We start from the raw sequence: 20,380 nt of genomic DNA on the forward strand, positions 1-20,380 counted from the left end.
TTTCACTTGTCGCTGCTGTTCTCTCGTCAGTGGTTGTTCAGTTGTTCAGTTGCGTCCGGTCTCGCGCCCGCCGGCGTTCGATCTCGTCGGCGTCGAGGCCGCAGAGTTCGAGTTCGGTCACGCTCGGCTGCGAGAAGTCGACCTGCACGACCGCTGTCGTCACCGCGTCGAGCGGGATGGACTCGACCGCGATCCGCCCGCGGTGGTTGATCACGATCTCGACGGTCTCGCCGGTGAGCTTGCCGATGCGGCCCGTCACGGAGCGGGCCTCACTCCCCTCCCGCGCGGCCACGTCGACGGCGACGCGGCGACCGGCGTTGCGGCGCCAGTGGCGCGGAAGAGTCAGCGGGCGGTCGACCCCGGGCGAGGTCACCTCGAGGACGTAGGGGTCGCCTTCGGCGAGTTCGGGAACCGCGTCGAGGACCTCGGAGATCCGGTTGGACAGGTCGGCGAGGACGTCGAGGTCGCTGCCGCCGTCGCGGTCGACGACGATCGTCAGTTCGTCCTGGCCGTCGCGCCGGTTGACGGTGACGTCCTCGAGGTCGAAACCTTGCTCTGCGACAAGCTTTTCGACGAGTTCACTCACCTGCGGCGGGCTGATCGGCATGCCACTCCCCTCGTCTTCAGTTGTCGGGCCGTGCCTGGTTTCGCACGTCGTTGCCTGACACATCCTAGTGGATCGACGGGCATGCCCCGACCACCTCGGTTTCGCGGCTGGCATCATGTGTCGCGTGACCACATTGGATCGGCGCACCGTGCTGCGCGGCGGACTCGTTTTCGGGGTCGCGGTGGCCGGCCTGGGAGTCGTCGGCGTTGCAGGCTGCAGCACCGGACCGTCGGAGGAGACCGTCACCGCCGAGCGACTGGTACCCCTCGTGCGCAGCGCTCTTGCCGACGAGAAGAGCGCTCGCTCGCTCGCGACCGCCGAACCCGGGTATACGGCGGCGCTCACCGTCGTGGCCGATCAGCGCGCCGAGCATGCGCGGGCGCTGCGGGAGGAGATCATCCGTCTCGACCAGGAGGTCGCGGCGACCGTCGACGAGCCGCAACCCTCGACGTCACCCGCACCCGCCGCACCGCCGACCCTCGTGAGCCTGCGGGCCGAACTCGAGCGGTCGTCGGGCGAGGCCCGCAATGTGGCGATCTCCCTGTCCGGGTACCCGGCCGGACTGGTCGGATCGGTCGCGGCCGCCGTGACCTCGATGCGAGAGGTGCAACTGGCATGACCACACCCGTCCCGTCCCCGTCGCCCGTGGCCGACAGCGGCGATCCGCTCGCCGTCGCGGCCGATGCCGAGAACGCCGCGATCTTCGCCTACGGGGTGATCACCGCGTACGTCGCGGCCGCGCGTCGTCGCATGGTCGGCGACTACGCCGCCGAGCACCGTGCCCGTCGTGACGAGATCGAGCGGACGATCTCCGCCGCCGGTGGCACCCCGCCGCTCGCCGCGGCGGGCTACACGCTCCCCGTGCAGGTCACCGATCCCGAATCCGCCGCACAGGCCGCACTCGCGGCCGAGGTGGACTGCACGACGGCATACCGGGCCCTGCTCGAGCAGGCCGATGACGAGTCCGGCCGCCGGATCGGCGTCGACGGCCTGTCGGACTGCGCGGTCCGCGCCGCCACCTGGCGGGCGCTGCTGCAGGAAACCCCGGTCACGGTCGCGTTCCCGGGGTCGCCTGTCTCGGGTTGATCACAAGCAGGGGCTGATTCTCAGGCGCGGGCGGCCGCGGCGATCGCGTCCACCGCCCCGTCGACGGCCACCTCCGTGGTCTCACCGGTGAAGCGGTCGCGGATCTCGATGGTGCCGTTGGCGTAACCGCGTCCGACGACCACCACCGTCGGCATGCCGAGGAGCTCGGCGTCCTTGAACTTCACGCCGGGCGACGCCTTGCGGTCGTCGAGGAGAACCTCGAGTCCGGCGGCATCGAGATCGGCGGCGAGTTGCTCGGCACCGGAGATCGCGGCCTCGTCTTTGTTCGCGATGACGAGGTGAACGGCGAACGGCGCCACGGTCTTCGGCCAGCGCAGTCCCTTGTCGTCGTGCGACTGCTCCGCGATGACCGCCACCAGACGTGACACGCCGACGCCGTAGGACCCCTGGGTCAGCCGGACCGGCTTGCCGTTCTCGCCCAGCACGTCGACCTCGAAGGCATCGGTGTACTTCTGGCCGAGCTGGAAGATGTGCCCGATCTCGATGCCCTTGGCGCTCACCAGCACTCCGGCGCCGTCCGGCGACGGATCGCCGTAGCGGACCTCCGCGGCCTCGACGGTGCCGTCGGGCGTGAAGTCACGGCCGGCGACGAGGCCGACGTAGTGGCGTCCGGGCTCGTCGGCACCGGTGATCCACGACGTGCCGTCGACCACACGGGGGTCGACGAGATAACGGATACCGTTGGCGGCCAGGGCCTTCGGTCCGATGTACCCCTTGACGAGGAACGGGTTGGCGGCGAAATCGGCGTCGGTGAGCAACTCGACCTCGGCCGGCTCGACGGATGCCTCGAGACGCTTCATGTCGACCTCGCGGTCACCGGGGACGCCGACGCCGACGATCTCCCAGTCCTTGCCCGGCGCACGCAGTTTCACCATCACGTTCTTGAGGGTGTCGGCCGCGGCGAACTCACCGTCGAGGGTCTCGTTCGCCCACGTCACCAAGGTCTCGATCGTCGAGGTGTCCGGGGTGTCGTGTGCCACGGCCTCGGGCAGGCCGTCGATCGGCTTCGGTTCGGGCGCACGCGTCACGACCGCCTCGACGTTCGCCGCGTAACCCGACTCCAGGCACCGCACGAAGGTGTCCTCGCCGACCTCGGATTCGGCCAGGAACTCCTCGGAGGCGCTGCCGCCCATCGCGCCGGACGTGGCAGAGACGATGACGTACTTGATCTGCAGGCGTTCGAAGATCTTCTGGTACGCCTCGCGATGCAGGTTGTAGGCCTTCTTGAGGCCGTCGTCGTCGAGGTCGAAGGAGTAGGCGTCCTTCATCACGAACTCGCGACCGCGGAGGATGCCCGCGCGGGGCCGTTCCTCGTCGCGGTACTTGGTCTGGATCTGGTACAGGATGACCGGCATGTCCTTGTAGGACGAGTACTCGCCCTTGACCAGCGTCGCGAAGAGTTCCTCGTGCGTGGGCCCGAGGAGCATGTCGGCACCCTTGCGGTCCTTGAGGCGGAACAGCGCGTCGCCGTATTCGGTCCAGCGGTTGGTCGCCTCGTACGGTTCACGCGGCAGCAGCGCCGGCAGCAGGATCTCCTGGCCGCCGATCGCGTTCATCTCCTCGCGCACCACGTTCTCGATGGCCTTGAGCACGCGCAGACCCAGCGGCAGCCAGGAGTAGACACCGGGCGCGACGCGGCGGACGTAGCCCGCTCTCACCAGCAGCTTGTGGCTGGGCACCTCGGCATCGGCCGGGTCGTCGCGCAGGGTCCGCAGGAACAGGGTCGACATGCGTGTGATCACGACAAACCAGCTTAGTTATGGTGTTCCGGTGCTCGTCATCCTGCCTCCCTCCGAGACCAAATCCGACGGTGGGCACGGGGCTCCCCTCGACCTGGACACCCTGTCCTTTCCCGAGCTGAACCCCGTCCGCAAACGGATCGGCGAGGCGATCGTCGACCTCGCCGGCGACCTCGACGCGAGCCGCTCGGCGCTCGGCCTGGGCGCCACCCAGCTCGCCGAGGTGGACCGCAACGCCGACCTGTGGCTCTCCCCCACCCGTCCCGCCATCGAGCGCTACACCGGCGTCCTCTACGACGCCCTCGACCACGCCTCGCTGACGAAGGCGGGCAAGACCAAGGCCACCGAACGGCTGGCCATCGGATCGGCACTGTTCGGTGTGGTGCGGGCCGCCGACGCGATCCCCGCCTACCGGCTCTCGGGCGGATCGAAGCTCCCCGGTATGGCGACGCTCGCGTCGATCTGGAAGCCGGAGCTCTCGCCCGCGCTGGACGCGGTCGACGACTTCGTCATCGATCTTCGTTCGGGCGTCTACCAGCAGCTGGGCCCCGTCCGCAGCGCGGTCACCGCAACGGTGATGACCGAACAGCCCGACGGCTCACGCAAGGTCGTGAGTCACTTCAACAAGCACTACAAGGGCCTGATGGCCCGCGAGCTGGTCCGGACGCGGCGGAACGTGCGGGACGTCAACGGACTGGCCGCCGTGCTGTCCGACGCGGGTCAGCGCGTCGAGATCGCCGCACCCGATCAGATCGTGGTGCTCACCGACTGATCGTCGGTCACTTGTCGACGCCTGCGTCGGCGGCCTCCTGGGCCGCCTGCCCCTCGGCGACCTGCTCAGGGGTGAACCGCATGAACAGGACCACGATCGCGGCGATGACCGCGATCCCGGCGCAGGCCGCGAAGGCGAGACCGTAACCCTCCGCCTGGGCCGCCAGCTGGGCGGGATTCATGGTCTCGACCGGTTCGGTGGTGCCGCCTTTGGACAGCGCCCGCGACGTCACCAGCGCACCGACCACGACCAGGCCGACAGCGCCGCCGAGGTTCTGGGCGACCTGTGCGAGGGCGGTCAGCGGACCGATCTCGTGGGGGCCGACGCCGGCGACCACGGACAGGGTCAGCGGGATCACCGCGAGCCCCACACCGAAGCCGATCACGACGACCGGGATGAAGATGCCCGGGAAGTAATCGGGCGCATCGGTGGCGATCGACGACGCATAGAAGCAGCCGGCGAGGATGACCGCACCGCCGACCAGGACCAGCCAGCGGGGCTGGACCATCAGGGCGAGTTTCGACGCGATCGCCGCGGCGATTCCGAGACCGAAGGCGAACGGGACGACCGCCAGACCACTCTGGATCGGCGAGTACTTCAAGATGCCCTGCAGGTAGAGCGAGATGAAGACCGCCATGCACATCATGATCATGCTGGCGAACAGGATCGCCAGCAGTGCCGCGACGCGTGAGCTGTTGTCGAACAGGGAGAACGGCAGGATCGGATTGGAAGCGCGGCGCTCGACGATCACGAAGGCGATGAGGGCCAGTGCGCCGAGCACGAACGAGACGATCACGACCGGCGAGTCCCACCCGTTGGGCCCCTCGTTGACACCGAGCACCAGCAGGGTGCAGCCGAGGGTGCCGAGCACCGCGCCGGGGACGTCGAGGGGCAGCCGTTCCCCCTGCGACTCACGCAGCGCGAGCATCGCACCGATGACGACGACCAGTCCGATGGGCACGTTGATGAGGAACACGAGGCGCCACGACACCTCGGTCAGCACACCGCCGAGGATCAGTCCGGCCACCGAGCCGACACCCGTCATCGCCGCGTAGATCGCGAAGGCCTGGCTACGGGGTTTACCCGGCGCGAAGGTGGTCGCGACCAGCGCCATCGCGGTGGGCGCGGCCACCGCCGCCGACGCGCCCTGCAGCGCGCGGCCGACGATCAGGCTCGCCTCGTTCCACGCCAGTCCGCAGAGCAGCGAGGTGAGGGTGAACGCCACGACGCCCACCATGAACATCCGCTTGCGACCGAAGGTGTCACCGAGACGGCCGCCCAGCAGCATCAGTCCGCCGAAGGCCAGCACGTAGCTGCTGATGACCCAGTTGGCGCTCGATTCGGAGAGGCTCAGCGCGTCACGGATGCGTGGCAGGGCCAGTGCTGCAACAGTGCCGTCGAGCACCATGAGCAGCTGCATTCCGGACAGCACCAGGATCGGCAGTCCGAAGACCGGACGGAACTGAGAGTTGTCCACAGTTCCAGCGTGCACGGATCCGGGAGTCGACATAAGGCACGACGGTACCGGCCGAGCGCGCCGATGTGCCAATCCCTGTTGGTTCGGTGCCCCCGCTCACCCGATGTGCGGGCTCAGGAGCCCTCGGTGAATCCGGCGACCTGACCGATGACGACGATGGCCGGCGGGCGCAGTCCCTCCGCGGCCGCGACCTCGGCGGCATGCGCGAGGTCGGTGCGCAGCAGGCGCTGCGTCGGCAGGGATCCGTTCTCGATCAGGGCGACCGGGGTGTCGGCGGGCCGGCCGGCCTCGAGCAGGGCGTCGGCGAAGAGGTCGACACGCTCGACGGCCATCATCAGCACGAGTGTGCCGCGCAACCTGCCCATCGCCGACCAGTCGATCAGCGAGTCGGGATGTCCGGGCGGGACGTGGCCGGAGGCGATGACCACCTCGTGGGTGACGCCGCGGTGAGTCACCGGGATGCCGGCCGATGCGGGTGCGGCGATCGAGCTGCTGATGCCGGGCACGACGGTCACCGGCACGCCGGCGGCGACACAGGCCTGCAGCTCCTCGAAGCCGCGGCCGTAGACGTACGGGTCGCCGCCCTTGAGCCGCACGACGAACTTGCCCTCCTTCGCCTTGGTGACGAGGACGTCGTTGATGGCCTCCTGCTTCATCGCGCGTCCGTAGGGCACCTTCGCGGCGTCGATGACCTCGACCTGCGGGCCCAGCTCGGCGAGCAACTCGGGCGGCGCCAGCCGGTCGGCGACCACGACGTCGGCCTCGGCGAGGAGCCGCTGGCCGCGCACCGTGATGAGATCGGGGTCGCCGGGACCGCCACCGACCAGGGCGACACCCGCGGCGTGCGGCGCGGCGTCGGCGACCGACAGCGAACCGTCGGACAGCGCTCGGCTGATCGCGGCGCGCAGTGCCGCCGACAGTTTGTGGTCGCCGCCGGCGAGGACGCCGAACTGTACGTCGCGGTGGCGGCCGGAGGCGGGGGTTACCGCGGTTCCGTACCGGGCGTCGTCGGCGCGCACGCAGAAGGTGTGGCGGCGTTCGGCCTCGGCGACGACGGCCGCGTTGACGTCGGGATCGTCGGTGCACGCCATCACGTACCACGCTCCGGCGAGATCACCGTCGGCGTACGCACGGCGGGTCACAGTGATGCCCTGGAACGATTCGACGGCCGGTGTGGGGTCGATGGCGATGACGTGTACGTCGGCTCCGGCCGCGATGAGGTTCGGCAGTCGTCGCTGTGCGACGGACCCGCCGCCGACGACGACGACCCTGCGGCCCGCGAGATCGAGGCCGACGAGGTAGTGACCAGACATGGGAGGTGACACTACCGGGCCGAGACCTGGCCCTCGGTGTTCAGCCGGTGTGATCTAGAGCGGCAGCTCGCCGGTGCGGCGGATGTGGCCCCAGATGTCGGCGGCCGGGACGCCGAGCCGGTGGGCGGCCGCTGGATCAGCGCACCGAGCAGCTTGGAGCTGCAGTAGGCCGCGTCGAGCGCGTCGTCGGCGCTGGTCCGGATCTCGTTCCACCAGGCCGGGTTCCGGTCCGCGGCCGCCTCGGCCATCGAGATCGCCGTGACGAACCCGGAGTCACAACCGCACGCATCCGCGCCCACGGAACTCCCGAACCCATCCATCCCGACCGGCTCCGCGAGAGTCATGCCCGGCTCCGTGCCCGCTCGCGCTGCAGGGCGCGTTCGCGCGACGCCTCGAACTTCTCGACCTTGACGTTCATCTGCTCGAGGAAGTCGGCGAGCAGTTCGCGGTAGTGCTCACCGAGCGGACCGAAGTCGTCGCGCTCGAAGATGCGCCACTTGCGCAGCACCGGCATGACCACCTCGGACATGTGCTGGGGCAGGTCGTAGATACCGCCCTTGGCGATCAGTACCGCGTTGCGCCGGAAGTTCGGCATCGTGGCGCCGGGCATCTGGAAGTTCGACACGATCGCGTAGACGGCGGCCATCGTCTGGTCGGGAACCAGGTCGAGGGCACCGGCCACGATGTTGCGATAGAAGAGCATGTGCAGGTTCTCGTCGGCGGCCACGCGCTGCAGCATGCGGTCGGCGATCGGGTCGCCGCAGGCCTTGCCGGTGTTGCGGTGCGAGACGCGGGTCGCGAGTTCCTGGAAGCTGACATACGCCACGGCGTACAGCATGTCGAAGCTGTGGTCCCGCTGTCCGTCGTCCTCGGGCAGCGGATTGAAACCCGCCGTCATGTGGGCCATCCGGATCTCTTCGAGTTCCACCGGGTCGACGCCGCGGGTGACGACCAGGTAGTCGCGCATGACCACGGAGTGGCGGTTCTCCTCGGCGGTCCAGCGGCCGACCCACCAGCCCCACGCGTCGTCGAGGCTGAAGTTCTGGGCGATGACGCGGTGGTAGGACGGCAGGTTGTCCTCGGTGAGCAGGTTGGTGATCATCGCGGCCTTGGCGGTCTCCGACAGCTGCGACTGTTCGGGGTCCCAGTCGATGCCGCCGAGCATCGCGAAGTTCCGGCCCTCGTCCCACGGCACGTAATGGTGCGGATGCCAGTCCTTGGTCATCCGCATGTGACGCTCCACCTCGGTCTCGCACACGGGTAGCAGTTCGCGCAGCAGGTCCGATCCGGTCATCCCGTTGTCGATCGTTTCGGGGGGTCCGATGAGGGTGGTCACGTGCTCTCCTGGTCCGAAGTTCGGGGTGGACAGGCGGATCGAGAATCCGTCGACAACCACTCTGCTCCCGGAGACGGGTGTTGCTCGTGGGGAGAAAGTCCCGCATCGTTGGGGCCCGACGTCGCGAATCCGGTCGGGACGCTGTCGCCCGCGACACAATGTCACTGTTGCCGGCGACACAATGTCACTGTCGCCGTCGACACAGCACCCGCGTCGTGAGTTCTCGCAGCTGAGACGGTCCGGTACGTTCAGACCATGGCTGACGATTCGACCCCCGCCCCGGTCCGCGTCTACCTCGTCGACGACCACGAGCTCGTCCGACGTGGACTCCGCGACCTCCTCGGCACCGCTGACGACATCGAGGTCGTCGGTGAGGCCGCGTCCGTCGGTGAGGCCCTGGTCGGCATCCTCGCGACCAAGCCCGACGTGGCGGTCCTCGACGTCCGTCTGCCCGACGGCAACGGCGTCGAACTCTGTCGCGACGTCCGCGCCGCCGACCCGAACGTGAAGTGCCTGATGCTCACGAGCTACGCCGACGACGACGCCCTCCTCGCCGCGGTCCTCGCCGGCGCGTCGGGCTTCGTGCTCAAACAGATCCTCGGCCACAACCTGGTGGCCGCGGTCCGCACCGTGGGACAGGGCGGTTCGCTGCTCGACGACCGGTCGACCGCTGCCCTGCTGGCCAAGTTGCGCGACGGCAAGCAGGCCGAGAAGGACCCTCTCGAGGAGCTCACCCATCAGGAGCGTGAGGTGTTCAACCTCATCGGGGAGGGTCTGACCAACCGGCAGATCGCCGAACGGATGTTCTTGGCGGAGAAGACGATCAAGAACTACGTGTCCCGCATCCTCGGCAAGCTGGACATGCAGCGCCGAACCCAGGTCGCGGTGATGGCGACCAAACTCCGCGACCCCAAGGGCTGATCCGCGGAGCCGACCGGCGTCAACCGATCAACGGCACCGACCAGGTGAGTGTTGTCCCGCCCTCGTCGCGGTTGCCGCGCGGACGGGTGACCACGCTGAACGTCCCGTCACACTCCTCGGCGCGCCGGGTCAGGTTCTCCAGACCGCGGTAGGTGACGTCGGTGCCGATGCCGACGCCGTCGTCGGTGATCTCGACGGTCAGCACGTCGTCGGCTCGGACCGCCACCGCGATGTGGTCGGCCTGCGCATGGCGCAAGGCGTTGCTGAGCCCTTCGCGCAGCACCGCGTCGATGTGCGGTCCCAGCGTGTCCGGCACCACGGTGTCGACAGGACCGTCGAACTCGACGCTCGGCGAGATCGACGCATGCCCGGACAATTCGGAGACGATGTCGAGGACGCGCCGACGCAGGGTCGAACCGTCGGCGTTGGCCGTCGCCGTCTGAAGATCGAAGATCGAGGTCCGGATCTGCGCGATCGTGCGATCGAGGTCGGTCATGATCTGTTCGAGACGCGCGGTGGCGGCAGCGGGATCGGTCGATCCGGCCAGCAGGGTCTGCACCGACATGCCGACCGCGAAGAGCCGCTGGATGACGTGGTCGTGGAGATCCCGCGCGATGCGGTGGCGGTCCTCGAGCACCTCGAGATCGCGGGCGATCTGCTGCTGTTCGGCGTAGACCACCGCCAGCGAGGCGATCTCGGCGACACCGGCCAGTCCGGCGATCTCCTCCTCGTCCCAGTACGGCCGGTCACGATGGGTGATGAGCATCCAGCCGAACGCTCCCGACGCGCGCTGCAGCGGTTGCACCGACGTCCAACGGGCCCCGCGGCGAACCAGCGACGGCGCGATCGAGCCCGCGCGCAGAACGGCCAGGGCGTTCGCCGGCGGTGCGGTGAAGCTGTCGATCTCGAGACGGTCACCGGTGTGACCACGCAACTCCACCTCGCCGTCGAGTTCGGTGACGAGGAAGACGTCGACCGCGCCCACCAGGTCGGCGACGTCGACACACATCCGGGACATGGTGTCGGACAACGCGATACCGGCCAGTGGTTCCGAACCGCGACGGGCCAGCACCTGCATCCAGCGATGCCGGGTCCGCGCGCGTTCGAAGAGTCCGGCGTTGTCGATGGCGATTCCCGCGGCCACCGCGAGTACGGCGACGACCGTCTCGTCGACCTCGGAGAAGTCGTCGGCCGAACGCTTCTCGGTGAGGTAGATGCTGCCGAACACCTCGCCGCGCACCAGGATCGGCGCACCGAGAAAGGTGTGCATGGGCGGGTGATTCGGCGGGAACCCGACCGAGGTCGGATGTGCGCCGAGGTCGTGGATGCGGTGCAGTCGTGGGTCGTCGATCAACAGTCCCAGTACGCCCCGGCCCACCGGCAGATGCCCCATCGTCGCCCGCTGCGCATCGGTGATCCCGATGTGGACGAACTCGCTGAGACCACCGTCGGGACCGCGCACACCCAGCGCTCCGTACTGCGCATCCACCAGACCGGCGGCCACCTCGACGATGCGCTGCAACGCGCGGTCGAGTTCGACGCCCTGCCCGACGACGAGCACGGCCTCGAGGAGCTGACGCAGCAGATCGGGGTCGTCGGCACCGTGGGTGGCCAACGCGTCAAGGGTCTCGCGCAGTCGGCGTGCCGTCATCGGGGAACCTGCGTCTAACAGTTGGTCGGCATCGTGCACGATCTGGAGCCTACTCGGGCCAGGAAGCGGTGCAGCGCCTCCGGGATGGCCGCCGGATGCAGATGCAGATACGACGCGTGGACCGCGGCGGTGATGACGCCGTCCGTGGCGCTTCGACCTTCGGCATCGCGCCACGCCCATGCGGGCGTCGCTGCTCCCTCCCCGGTCGTCACGGTGCTGCGGTGGAACTCGTGCCCGGTGACGCGCTCCCCGGCACGGAACAGCACCGAGTCGGACACGGCCACCGCGTCGCGGTAACCCAGCGTCAGCCTCGGCCCGAAGCTGCCGGCGATGTCGAGGACACCGCTCATGGGACGTCCGTCGAGGTGTTCGGCCAGATAGACCAGACCCGCGCATTCGGCATGGATGGGCCGGCCGGCAGCCGCGTGCGCACGCAGGTCGGCACGCAGTTCGACGTTGGCGCCGAGTTCCTCGGCGTGCTCCTCGGGGAAGCCACCACCGATGACGACTCCGGCGGTATCCGGCGGAAGTCGGTCACAGAGTGGGTCGAAGGCGACCACCTCGGCGCCCGCGGCACGCAGCATCTCGGCGTGTTCGGCATAACCGAAGGTGAACGCCGCTCCCCCGGCGACGGCGACGACGGGCCGCGCAGCCGGGGCCGGGGCGCCGTCCACATAGGGAGCGAGTGCCTCGGCCGCCGACCACGGTGCGGCGTCGGGACTCCGGCGCTGCCGCGCTGCCGCCACTATCGCCGGGAGGTCGAGGGAGCCCCGCAGGTGATGGGTCATCGACGCCACCGCGGCGACCGCGTCGGCGCTGCGTTCGGCCGCGGGGATGAGTCCGAGGTGACGGGACGGCACGGTCAGGGACGGATCGCGTCGGACCACTCCGAACACCGGAACACCGACGCGAGCGCACGCCTGGCGCAGCACCATCTCGTGCCGCGGCGAGCCGACCCGGTTGAGGATGACCCCGGCGATGTGCACCGAGGAGTCGTAGGACAGGAACCCGTGCAGCACTGCGGCGAGGGACTGGCTGTGTCCGCCGGCGTCGACGACCAGCACGACGGGCGCACCGATGATCGACGCCACGTGCGCGGTCGAGCCGATGCCCAGCGCGTCGGTGCCGGCTGCGCCGACCTCATCGCCGGTGATCCGGCCGTCGAACAGGCCCATCACCCCTTCGACGACGGCGATGTCGGCTCCGATCGAGCCATGGGCGAACAGGGGCGCGATCAGGTCCTCGCCCACCAGGTTCGGGTCCAGGTTGCGGCCCGGACGCCCGGCGGCGACGGCGTGATAGCCGGGGTCGATGTAGTCGGGACCGACCTTGAACGGTGCCACCCGGTGACCGGCCGCGCGCAACGCGCCGATGAGGCCGGTCGTCACCGTCGTCTTGCCGCTGCCCGACGACGGCGCGGCGATCACGACGGTGGGCACTCCGCCCGCGGCCGCTACCACTCGATGCCCTTCTGACCCTTACGGCCGGCATCCATCGGGTGGGCGATTTTGCGCATCTCCGTCACGAGGTCCGCGGTATCGATCAGCTTCTGCGGCGCGCGTCGGCCGGTGATGACGACGTGCTGACGCCCGGGGCGGCGGGCGAGGGTCTCGATGACCTCATCGGTGTCGACCCAACCCCAGTCGAGCGGGTAGGTGAACTCGTCCAGGACGTAGAAGTCGTGTTCGCCGGCGTCGAGCCGCCGGGCGATCTCGGCCCAGCCGGCTCGCGCCGCGGCGGCGTGGTCGTCGGCGTGCTCGGTATTGGCCCGCAACCACGACCAGCCCTGGCCCATCTTGTGCCACTCGACCGGACCGCCCGCGCCGGTGTCGGTGTGACACTGTCCGAGGGTCAGCAACGCCGACTCCTCCCCGACCTTCCACTTGGCGCTCTTGACGAACTGGAAGACGGCGACCCGCATCCCGGCGTTCCAGGCGCGCATCGCCATCCCGAACGCGGCGGTGGATTTCCCCTTCCCGTCTCCGGTGTGGACGGCGAGAACCGGCTGGTTACGACGCTGGCGCGTGGTCAGACCGTCGTCGGGAACCGACGCGGGAACCCCCTGGGGCACTGGTTGTCTCCTTCTTCGGCGGACTCAGGCCGCGCCGCGCGTCAGCGCGGTCGCGGACAGCTCGTCCATGGTCAGCAACTCGGCGCCGAGGTGTCCGGCGAGGTCGGCGGCGAGACCGAGTCGCACCATCCCCTGCTCGCAGTCGACGACCACCGACTCGATCCCGCGGCGCCGGATCACCGACGCCGCAAGCCGCGCGCGTGCGGGTGCGTCCCGGCCCGACGTGGCCCGACCGTCGGTGAGGACCACCAGGAGCGGTCGCCGGTTCGGCTCGGTACGCCGGCAGCGTTCGACGACGTCACCGGCCAGCGTCAGCCCCTCGGCCAGCGGCGTACGGCCACCGGTACGGATCTCGGCGAGGCGGCGCACCGCGATGTCCACCGACTTGGTGGGCGGCACGGCCAGCGTCGCCGAACCGCCGCGGGCGACGACGACGGCGACCCGGTCGCGACGCGTGTAGGAATCCCGCAGCATCTCCACGCACAGTTCCGCGACCGCGGTGAGCCGACGCCGGGCGGTCATCGAACCGCTCAGGTCCACCACGAAGACAACGAGATTCGCCTCCTGGCCGATACGCTCGGCGGAGCGCAGGTCGGGTGCGGCGATCCGGACCGACGACTGCGGTGCCCGACCTGCCGCGGCGAGGACGGTGGCGAACAGGTGCACCGGCCGGCCGTCCTCGAAGTCGACCGCGTGGATGGTGTGGCCGCGCCGGCTGCGCGCCTTCGACCGGCGTCCCGGGTCTCCGTCCCCCACCCCGGAGACGCGGAGTGCGCGTACGCGACGCCCCGTCGGCCTCGGCGCGGCACCGAAGGCGGGCCCCGGCGCCGGTTGCGACTGCGTTTCTGAATCCGATTGCGCCTCAGAGGTTTCCGAAGGATCACCTGGGGCGGGCGCGCCACCGTCCGGGCCGCCCCCGGGTGAGGTCGGGTCGTCGTCGGGAGGTTCGGGGGATTCGGGACCGGCGGCATCCTGACCGGCCGACATCGCGTCGTCGAGCTGGTCGGTGGACAGGCCGGATTCGTCGAACGGGTTGCGGCGCCTGCGGTGCGGCAGGGCGAGTTCGACGGCGGCCCGCACGTCCTCCTCGGACACCGTGGTCGCCCCGCGCCAGGCCGCGTGTGCGGCGGCGGTACGCGCCACGACGATGTCGCCGCGGAGCCCGTCGACGTCGAGGTGCGCGCAGATGCCTGCGATCCGGCGCAGCTCACGCGTCGGGACCTCGACCCCGCCCACCGCTCGGCGGGCCTCGTCGATCCGCTGTGCGAGTTCGTGTTCGATGGCGAGGTGTTCCGCCGCGAACCCGGCCGGGTCGGCGTCGAACGCCATCCGCCGCCGGACGACCTCGACTCGTTCGTCGAGGTCCTTGCCGGCCGCGACGTCGACCGCGAGACCGAAGCGGTCGAGCAGCTGCGGGCGCAGCTCTCCCTCTTCCGGGTTCATCGTGCCGACGAGTACGAAATCTGCTGCCTGCGTGTGGGAAACACCGTCCCGCTCGATGGTCACGCGTCCGCTGGCCGCGGCGTCGAGCAGGACGTCGACGAGATGATCGGCGAGGAGGTTGACCTCGTCGATGTAGAGGACGCCCCGATGCGCTCGGGCGAGAAGTCCCGGGGTGAACTCCGCGCGGCCGTCGCGCAGCACGGAGGTCAGGTCGAGTGAACCGATCACGCGGTCCTCGGTGGCCCCGATCGGCAGTTCGACGACGCGCCCCGACCGGTCGTCGCCACCGATCAGCGGTCCGAGCCCGCGCACGATCGTCGACTTGGCGGTCCCCTTCTCGCCGCGGATGAGGACGCCGCCGATGCCCGGTGAGATCGCGGACAGGATGAGGGCGAGCTTGAGCCGGTCCTGCCCGACGACCGCACTGAACGGGTAGCGGACCGGTACCGGGGTCTGCTCGGAGATCTCGGTCATCGCGAACCGGGGCGGAGCATCGACACGTGTGGGATCCCGTCTTCGAGGTATTCGTCGCTGTCGGCGACGAATCCGAACTTTCCGTACATCTCGGTCAGATAGGCCTGTGCCTCGATCCGGCAGGGGTGCTCGCCGACCTCGTCCAGCGCGGCAGTCAGGAGCCGGGAGACCAGACCGCGGCCACGATGCGCGCGTTCCGTACAGGCACGGCCGATCCGGTACACGGGCCCACCGTCGGCACCCGGCGGCTCGTCGAGGAGGCGCAGGGTCGCCAGCACGACGTCACCGTCAGCGCTGTCGGTGATCCAGAACTGGCGGGTCGTCGGCTCCAGGTCACGCCCGTCGAGTTCCGGGTACGGACAGGCCTGCTCCACGACGAAGACGTCGACCCGAAGCCTCAGGATGCGATACAGCGTCGCCGCGTCGATGTCGGCAGCCGTACTGCGATGTACCTGTGGTCGCTGATGTTCCTGCGGTTGCGGGCTCATGTGTCGTGGTTAGCACAGATGGCCGCCGCGGATCACCCCGCGGTGGCGGGGGCGAGCGCGTCGGTCTCGACGGTGCTCGCGTCACGACCGGTCAGCCGCAGCGACTTGTTGGTCCAGTCCCACACCTGTCGGTACAGGTCACGGTTGCCATTGAGCTTCTGGCCGAACGACGGGATGAGCTCGGTCAGCTTCGACGACCAGCCGGCGTACTCGGCCGGGAAGCACTTCTCGAGCACCGACAGCATCGCCGGGACCGCGGTCGAGGCGCCGGGGGACGCACCGAGTAGGCCGGACATGGTGCCGTCCTCGGAGGTCACGACGGCCGTACCGAACTCGAGCTTGCCGCCGACACCCGTCTTGCGGATCACCTGGACACGCTGGCCGGCGGTGATGAGCTCCCAGTCCGCGCCGAGCGCACGCGGCACGAACTCCGACAGCGTGTTGACGCGATCGGCCTTGTTCGCGGCGAGCTCGCCGATGAGGTACTTGAGCAGACCGAACTCCTGCGGCGCGATCGACACCATCGGCAGCAGGTTGCCCGGTTTGATCGAGGCAGGGAGGTCGGTGATCTTGCCGGACTTGAGGAACTTGGGCGACCAACCGGCGTACGGGCCGAACAGCAGACCCGGTTTGTGGTTGATGACGCGCGTGTCGAGGTGGGGCACCGACATCGGCGGCGCACCGACGGCGGCCTGACCGTAGACCTTGGCGTGGTGCTCGCCGATCAGTTCGGAGTTGGTGCAGCGGAAGAACTCACCCGACACCGGGAAGCCGCCGAAGCCCTTGGCCTCCTTGATGCCCGACTTCTGCAGCAGGTGGAGCGCACCGCCGCCGGCACCGACGAAGACGAACTTCGCGTGGACCTTCAGGGTGTCTCCGGTACGACCGTTGCGGACCTTGACGATCCAGCTGCCGTCGGACTGCTTCGAGAGGTTGGTCACCGAGTGACCGAAGTAGATGTCGGCACCCTGCGCGACGTAGTTGAGCAGCTGCTGGGTGAGCGCACCGAAGTCGACGTCGGTGCCCTGGTCGAACCAGTTCAGCGCGACCGGGTCGGAGAAGTCGCGACCGGCCGACATGAGCGGGAGACGCTTGGTGAACTCGGCGGGGTCGTCGATGAACTCCATGCCCTCGAACAGGGTCTGGCCGGCGAGGTTGTCGTAGCGCTTGCGCAGGTACTTCACGCCGGCGTCGCCGTGGGTGAAGGCGACGTGCGGGATCGGATTGATGAACTCCGAGGGATCACCCAGGATGCCGTTGTCGACAGCATGTGCCCAGAACTGGCGCGACACCTGGAACTGCTCGTTGATGTTGAGCGCCTTGGTGATGTCGACGTCGCCGTCGGCGGTCTTGGGGGTGTAGTTGAGCTCGCAGAGCGCCGAGTGCCCGGTACCGGCGTTGTTCCACGGGTCGCTGCTCTCGGCGGCGGCCGCGTCGAGCCGTTCGAACAGGCTGATCGACCAATCGGGCTGCAGCTGCCGGAGCAGCGCTCCCAGGGTGGCACTCATGATGCCCGCACCCACCAACGCCACATCGGTCTTGATCACCGTTTTCGACACCTGGACTCCACTTCAAGCTGATCAACGATCTTTTCATCGGCCATTGTCCAGCATGGCACGTTCTGTCACAGAATCGAGCTGCTCAACTGTGGTATCCGCGACACCCCGACGGCCCCATGGACCCGCGGGCAGGTCACTAAGCTGGCTGCTGTGAGCGTATCCACAGGCACCGGCTGGCAACCCGACCGCTTCCTGGACCACTACCAACTCCGCACGATCCCGCTGAGCGACGATCCGGACGGGGAATCCCCCGTCACCGCGACCCTGATCCGCCGTGCCGAGACGGGTGCGCGGATCGCGGGTCACCGCCCCGTGGCCGGCGCGGTGCTCTATGTCCACGGCTTCACCGACTACTTCTTCCACGAGCCGCTGGCCGATTTCTTCACCGACCGCGGCTATGCGTTCTATGCGATCGACCTGCGCAAATGCGGACGGTCGCGGGAGGCGCACCACACCGCCCACTTCACCACGGATCTCGCCCGCTACGACGAGGAGCTCGGCCTCGCACTGGCGCTGATCGCCGACGAGGTGGGTGCGGACACCCGCATGATCATCGCCGGACATTCGACGGGTGGCCTGATCACCGCGCTGTGGCTGGACCGGTTGCGTGAGCAGAACCCGGACCGCCACGCCCTCGTCGACGGCCTGCTGCTCAACTCACCGTGGTTCGATCTCCAGGGTGATGCCGTGCTGCGGACGCTGCCGGTGACGATGCTCATCAAGGCGATCGCCGCGGTGTCCCCGACCCGGGTGATCCCGCAGGAGCTGTCCTCGGCATATGGCGAGAGTCTCCACGAGAGTGCGTACGGCGAGTGGACCTACGACCTCGCCCTCAAACCGATGGGCGGCTTCCCCGTCACCTTCGGTTTTCTCAACGCGGTCCGCAGCGGGCAGCGTCACCTGCATCACGGTATCGACGTCGGCACACCGACGCTCGTATTACGTTCGGACAAGACACATTTCGCGAAGACCTATTCGGCGTCGACCGATCGCGCCGACGCCGTGCTCGACGTCCGGCAGATCGCCCGCTGGAGCGGATGCCTCGGGGGACGCGTGTCGACCGTCCCCATCCCCGACGCCCGCCACGACGTTTTCCTCTCTGTGACGCACGCACGTGAACAGGCCTATCGCGAGGTCGACACCTGGCTGACGCACACCATCCGTCCGGCCACCGACTCATCCGGCACCGACGCATCGGAACCCACCAGAAAAGAGAGCTTCCTATGACCGCCACGCAGGTCGTCGACCTGGCCATCATCGGCTCCGGCAGCGGCAACTCCATCCCCGACGAGCGCTACGCCGACACGACGATCGCCATCTTCGAGGAGGGGGTGTACGGCGGCACCTGTCTCAACGTCGGATGCATCCCGACCAAGATGTTCGTCTACGCGGCCGAGGTCGCCGAGGTCGCCACGCACGGCGCGCGGCTCGGCGTGCACGCCAAGGTCGACTCGGTGGACTGGCCCGGCATCGTCGAGCGCGTCTTCGGGCGGATCGACCCGATCTCCGAGGGCGGCAAGGAGTATCGCGTCGACCGGTGCGAGAACATCACCGTCTACAGCTCGCACGTGGAGTTCGACGGCCGTGACGAGGACGGCCGCTACCGTCTCGTCACCGCGGACGGCGCGACAGTTCTCGCTCGCGAGGTCGTCCTGGCCGCCGGTTCACGGCCGGTCATCCCGCCGGTCATCGCCGACTCCGGCGTGAAGTACTACACCAACAACGACGTCATGCGGCTCCCGGAGCTGCCCGAGCGGCTGATCATCGTCGGAAGCGGGTACATCGCAGCCGAATTCGCGCACGTCTTCGGCGCGCTCGGAGCCAAGGTGTCGATCATCGCCCGCGGACCCGCCCTGCTGCGCAAGCAGGATGCCGACATCTCCAACCGCTTCACGCAGGTGGCCAAGGACAAGTGGGACGTCCACCTCCACGCCGGGATCTCGGGTGCGGAGAACCTGCCCGACGGCGGCGTACGCCTACATCTCGCTGACGGGGCCCAGCTGGAGGCCGACGTCCTGCTCGTCGCGACCGGCCGAAAGCCCAACGGCGACCGCCTCAATCTGTCCTCGATCGGCGTCGAACTCGACGAGGAGGGTCGCGTGCGCTGCGACGCCCACGGCCGCACCGCCGCGCGCGGGGTCTGGACGCTCGGCGACGTCAGCTCGCCGTATCAGCTCAAGCACGTCGCCAACCACGAGGAGCGGGTGGTGCAGGCCAACCTGCTGAAGGGGTGGGACGCCGACGATCTCATCGAGTTCGACCATCGATTCGTCCCCGCAGCCGTCTTCACGCACCCGCAGATCGCTTCGGTCGGGCTGACCGAGGACGAGGCACGCGACGCCGGGTACGACATCACGGTGAAGGTCCAGGCCTACGGCGACGTCGCCTACGGCTGGGCGATGGAGGACACCACCGGGTTCTGCAAGGTGATCGCCGAACGCGGCACCGGCAAGATCCTCGGCGCGCACATCCTCGGCCCGCAGGCGCCGACCGTGATCCAGCCCGTCATCCAGGCGATGTCCTTCGGCCAGACCGCGCTCGAGGTCGCCAAAGGCCAGTACTGGATTCACCCGGCGATGCCCGAGGTCCTCGAGAACGCGCTCCTCGGCCTGGAGATCTAGAACACCGTCGACCGCAGGGCGATCTCGCTGGCGAGGGCCGCGGGGGCGTTCTGCGGGATCCAGTGGTCGACGCCGGCGAGTTCGCAGAACCGGAAATCGGAGTAGGCGTATCGGCCGCTGCCCTGCGCCTGCTCCCGGCCGAGCGCGGGGTCGGCGTCGCTCCAGAGCAGGGTCGTCGGGATCTCCACCGGCGGGCACGCCATGGTCCCCTTGATGTCGCCGACGAAGTTGGCCCGGTACCAGTTCAGCGCAGCTGTCAGCGCGCCCGGTTCACGCAACGGGGCGAGTTCGTCGGCGGTCACACCGGCGGCCCGCAGCTTCGCACCGTCGTCGGCGAGCAGCTTCTCCTCGGCGCCATCGGCGACGAAATCGAGGATGTACGAGGATCGTTCGCGCTGATCGCTCGCCGCGAGTGCGTCCCGCATCGCCGACGGATGGCCGGTGCTCGCGACCACGAGCCCGGTGAATCGGTCGGGGTACTTGCCGGCGAGGTGCCACGCGACGATGCCGCCCCAGTCGTGTCCCACGAGGATCGCGTAGCCCACCTTCAGTTCGTCGAGCACCCCGATGACGTCGGACACCAGGTGGCTGAGGTGATAGTCCTCGACGGCCGGCGGTCGCGCGCCCGGGCTGTAACCGCGCTGGTTCAGGACCAGCGTGCGCAGACCCGATTCGTGGAGTCGGGGAAGCACCGCGTCGTAGCAGGTTCCGTTGACCGGGAATCCGTGAAGCAGCAGGACCCAGGGGCCCTGATCCGGACCCCCGATCCGGACGTCGAAGGTGAGGCCGTTGACGGTCACC

The 20,380-nt window shown here is 68.9% G+C and carries 18 protein-coding genes and 1 pseudogene; 6 read left to right on the forward strand and 13 right to left on the reverse strand.

Going from position 1 to position 20,380, the window contains the following annotated elements:
- Nucleotides 1-37 precede the first annotated feature (37 nt).
- A complete protein-coding gene (gene rimP / locus NWF34_RS01275) occupies nt 38-607 on the reverse strand; it encodes a ribosome maturation factor RimP (protein ID WP_096273849.1) in 570 nt (189 codons plus the stop codon).
- 115 nt (nt 608-722) lie between these two features.
- On the opposite strand from rimP, the gene NWF34_RS01280 reads away from it, so the two are divergent.
- Complete coding sequence (locus tag NWF34_RS01280; protein WP_051349600.1) at nt 723-1,226, forward strand: hypothetical protein; 504 nt, start codon at nt 723-725, stop codon at nt 1,224-1,226.
- Nucleotides 1,223-1,693, forward strand: a complete 471-nt coding sequence (locus NWF34_RS01285; protein ID WP_096273847.1) for a ferritin-like domain-containing protein — start codon at nt 1,223-1,225, stop codon at nt 1,691-1,693. Before NWF34_RS01280 ends, NWF34_RS01285 begins: the two co-directional genes overlap by 4 nt.
- Nucleotides 1,694-1,713: 20 nt before the next feature.
- Here NWF34_RS01285 and NWF34_RS01290 read toward each other — a convergent pair whose 3' ends face one another.
- Nucleotides 1,714-3,444 carry a proline--tRNA ligase gene (locus NWF34_RS01290; protein ID WP_024498437.1) on the reverse strand — a complete coding sequence of 577 codons (1,731 nt, stop codon included), beginning with the start codon at nt 3,442-3,444 and terminating at the stop codon, nt 1,714-1,716.
- On the opposite strand from NWF34_RS01290, the gene yaaA reads away from it, so the two are divergent.
- Entirely contained in the window at nt 3,443-4,225 is a 783-nt protein-coding gene (gene yaaA, locus NWF34_RS01295; protein WP_191834425.1) for a peroxide stress protein YaaA, read from the forward strand. The two genes, NWF34_RS01290 and yaaA, sit on opposite strands and share 2 nt — an antisense overlap.
- A 7-nt stretch (nt 4,226-4,232) precedes the next feature.
- Here yaaA and NWF34_RS01300 read toward each other — a convergent pair whose 3' ends face one another.
- The 4 genes and pseudogenes from NWF34_RS01300 to NWF34_RS01315 all read right to left on the reverse strand — a co-directional run bounded on the left by NWF34_RS01300 (nt 4,233) and on the right by NWF34_RS01315 (nt 8,351).
- Nucleotides 4,233-5,735 carry a DHA2 family efflux MFS transporter permease subunit gene (locus NWF34_RS01300; RefSeq protein WP_096273843.1) on the reverse strand — a complete coding sequence of 501 codons (1,503 nt, stop codon included), beginning with the start codon at nt 5,733-5,735 and terminating at the stop codon, nt 4,233-4,235.
- Nucleotides 5,736-5,815: 80 nt separating this feature from the next.
- A complete protein-coding gene (cobA, locus tag NWF34_RS01305) occupies nt 5,816-7,015 on the reverse strand; it encodes a uroporphyrinogen-III C-methyltransferase (protein ID WP_191834426.1) in 1,200 nt (399 codons plus the stop codon).
- A gap of 54 nt (nt 7,016-7,069) precedes the next feature.
- Nucleotides 7,070-7,359, reverse strand: a pseudogene (locus NWF34_RS01310) (hypothetical protein).
- Nucleotides 7,356-8,351 (reverse strand): acyl-ACP desaturase, encoded by a 996-nt coding sequence (locus NWF34_RS01315; protein ID WP_191834427.1) that lies wholly within the window; start codon nt 8,349-8,351, stop codon nt 7,356-7,358. Before NWF34_RS01315 ends, NWF34_RS01310 begins: the two are co-directional and overlap by 4 nt.
- A 255-nt stretch (nt 8,352-8,606) precedes the next feature.
- On the opposite strand from NWF34_RS01315, the gene NWF34_RS01320 reads away from it, so the two are divergent.
- Nucleotides 8,607-9,272 (forward strand): response regulator transcription factor, encoded by a 666-nt coding sequence (locus tag NWF34_RS01320; RefSeq protein ID WP_191834428.1) that lies wholly within the window; start codon nt 8,607-8,609, stop codon nt 9,270-9,272.
- 19 nt (nt 9,273-9,291) lie between these two features.
- Here the strand turns inward: NWF34_RS01320 and NWF34_RS01325 are convergent, their stop codons facing one another.
- Genes NWF34_RS01325 through mqo form a run of 6 tightly spaced genes read right to left on the reverse strand, consistent with a single transcriptional unit; the run spans nt 9,292 to nt 16,958 of the window.
- Nucleotides 9,292-10,923 carry a GAF domain-containing sensor histidine kinase gene (locus tag NWF34_RS01325; RefSeq protein WP_024498430.1) on the reverse strand — a complete coding sequence of 544 codons (1,632 nt, stop codon included), beginning with the start codon at nt 10,921-10,923 and terminating at the stop codon, nt 9,292-9,294.
- A 14-nt stretch (nt 10,924-10,937) separates the two neighbouring features.
- Nucleotides 10,938-12,383 (reverse strand): cobyrinate a,c-diamide synthase, encoded by a 1,446-nt coding sequence (locus NWF34_RS01330; protein WP_248664779.1) that lies wholly within the window; start codon nt 12,381-12,383, stop codon nt 10,938-10,940.
- Nucleotides 12,377-12,994, reverse strand: a complete 618-nt coding sequence (gene cobO, locus NWF34_RS01335; protein WP_191834430.1) for a cob(I)yrinic acid a,c-diamide adenosyltransferase — start codon at nt 12,992-12,994, stop codon at nt 12,377-12,379. Before cobO ends, NWF34_RS01330 begins: the two co-directional genes overlap by 7 nt.
- Before the next feature lie 24 nt (nt 12,995-13,018).
- Nucleotides 13,019-14,911: a VWA domain-containing protein gene (locus NWF34_RS01340; RefSeq protein WP_024498427.1), complete on the reverse strand. Its 1,893-nt coding sequence runs from the start codon at nt 14,909-14,911 to the stop codon at nt 13,019-13,021.
- Complete coding sequence (locus NWF34_RS01345) at nt 14,908-15,399, reverse strand: GNAT family N-acetyltransferase (RefSeq protein ID WP_024498426.1); 492 nt, start codon at nt 15,397-15,399, stop codon at nt 14,908-14,910. Before NWF34_RS01345 ends, NWF34_RS01340 begins: the two co-directional genes overlap by 4 nt.
- Nucleotides 15,400-15,431: 32 nt before the next feature.
- Nucleotides 15,432-16,958, reverse strand: coding sequence for a malate dehydrogenase (quinone) (gene mqo, locus NWF34_RS01350; RefSeq protein WP_024498425.1), 1,527 nt, complete (start codon nt 16,956-16,958; stop codon nt 15,432-15,434).
- Nucleotides 16,959-17,108: 150 nt separating this feature from the next.
- Here mqo and NWF34_RS01355 point away from each other — a divergent pair, with 150 nt between their 5' ends.
- The gene (locus NWF34_RS01355) at nt 17,109-18,185 is read left to right on the forward strand and encodes an alpha/beta hydrolase (RefSeq protein ID WP_024498424.1); all 1,077 of its coding nucleotides are present in this window, start codon (nt 17,109-17,111) and stop codon (nt 18,183-18,185) included.
- Nucleotides 18,182-19,579 carry a mycothione reductase gene (mtr, locus tag NWF34_RS01360; protein WP_024498423.1) on the forward strand — a complete coding sequence of 466 codons (1,398 nt, stop codon included), beginning with the start codon at nt 18,182-18,184 and terminating at the stop codon, nt 19,577-19,579. Before NWF34_RS01355 ends, mtr begins: the two co-directional genes overlap by 4 nt.
- On the opposite strand, the gene NWF34_RS01365 is transcribed toward mtr, so the two are convergent.
- Nucleotides 19,576-20,379, reverse strand: coding sequence for an alpha/beta fold hydrolase (locus NWF34_RS01365; RefSeq protein ID WP_006436386.1), 804 nt, complete (start codon nt 20,377-20,379; stop codon nt 19,576-19,578). The two genes, mtr and NWF34_RS01365, sit on opposite strands and share 4 nt — an antisense overlap.
- Nucleotide 20,380: the final 1 nt, after the last annotated feature.

It is taken from the genome of Gordonia sp. GONU, assembly GCF_024733855.1.
GTDB lineage: Bacteria > Actinomycetota > Actinomycetes > Mycobacteriales > Mycobacteriaceae > Gordonia > Gordonia amicalis.

What these genes read in the sequence shown, in the direction of transcription:
- cobA (WP_191834426.1), bottom strand. Translation starts at nt 7,015, where the DNA reads ATGTCTGGTCACTACCTCGTCGGCCTCGATCTCGCGGGCCGCAGGGTC.
- NWF34_RS01320 (WP_191834428.1), top strand. Translation starts at nt 8,607, where the DNA reads ATGGCTGACGATTCGACCCCCGCCCCGGTCCGCGTCTACCTCGTCGAC.
- NWF34_RS01345 (WP_024498426.1), bottom strand. Translation starts at nt 15,399, where the DNA reads ATGAGCCCGCAACCGCAGGAACATCAGCGACCACAGGTACATCGCAGT.
- NWF34_RS01300 (WP_096273843.1), bottom strand. Translation starts at nt 5,735, where the DNA reads ATGTCGACTCCCGGATCCGTGCACGCTGGAACTGTGGACAACTCTCAG.
- NWF34_RS01340 (WP_024498427.1), bottom strand. Translation starts at nt 14,911, where the DNA reads ATGACCGAGATCTCCGAGCAGACCCCGGTACCGGTCCGCTACCCGTTC.
- rimP (WP_096273849.1), bottom strand. Translation starts at nt 607, where the DNA reads ATGCCGATCAGCCCGCCGCAGGTGAGTGAACTCGTCGAAAAGCTTGTC.
- yaaA (WP_191834425.1), top strand. Translation starts at nt 3,443, where the DNA reads ATGCGTGTGATCACGACAAACCAGCTTAGTTATGGTGTTCCGGTGCTC.
- NWF34_RS01280 (WP_051349600.1), top strand. Translation starts at nt 723, where the DNA reads ATGTGTCGCGTGACCACATTGGATCGGCGCACCGTGCTGCGCGGCGGA.
- mtr (WP_024498423.1), top strand. Translation starts at nt 18,182, where the DNA reads ATGACCGCCACGCAGGTCGTCGACCTGGCCATCATCGGCTCCGGCAGC.
- NWF34_RS01325 (WP_024498430.1), bottom strand. Translation starts at nt 10,923, where the DNA reads ATGACGGCACGCCGACTGCGCGAGACCCTTGACGCGTTGGCCACCCAC.
- NWF34_RS01285 (WP_096273847.1), top strand. Translation starts at nt 1,223, where the DNA reads ATGACCACACCCGTCCCGTCCCCGTCGCCCGTGGCCGACAGCGGCGAT.
- NWF34_RS01290 (WP_024498437.1), bottom strand. Translation starts at nt 3,444, where the DNA reads ATGTCGACCCTGTTCCTGCGGACCCTGCGCGACGACCCGGCCGATGCC.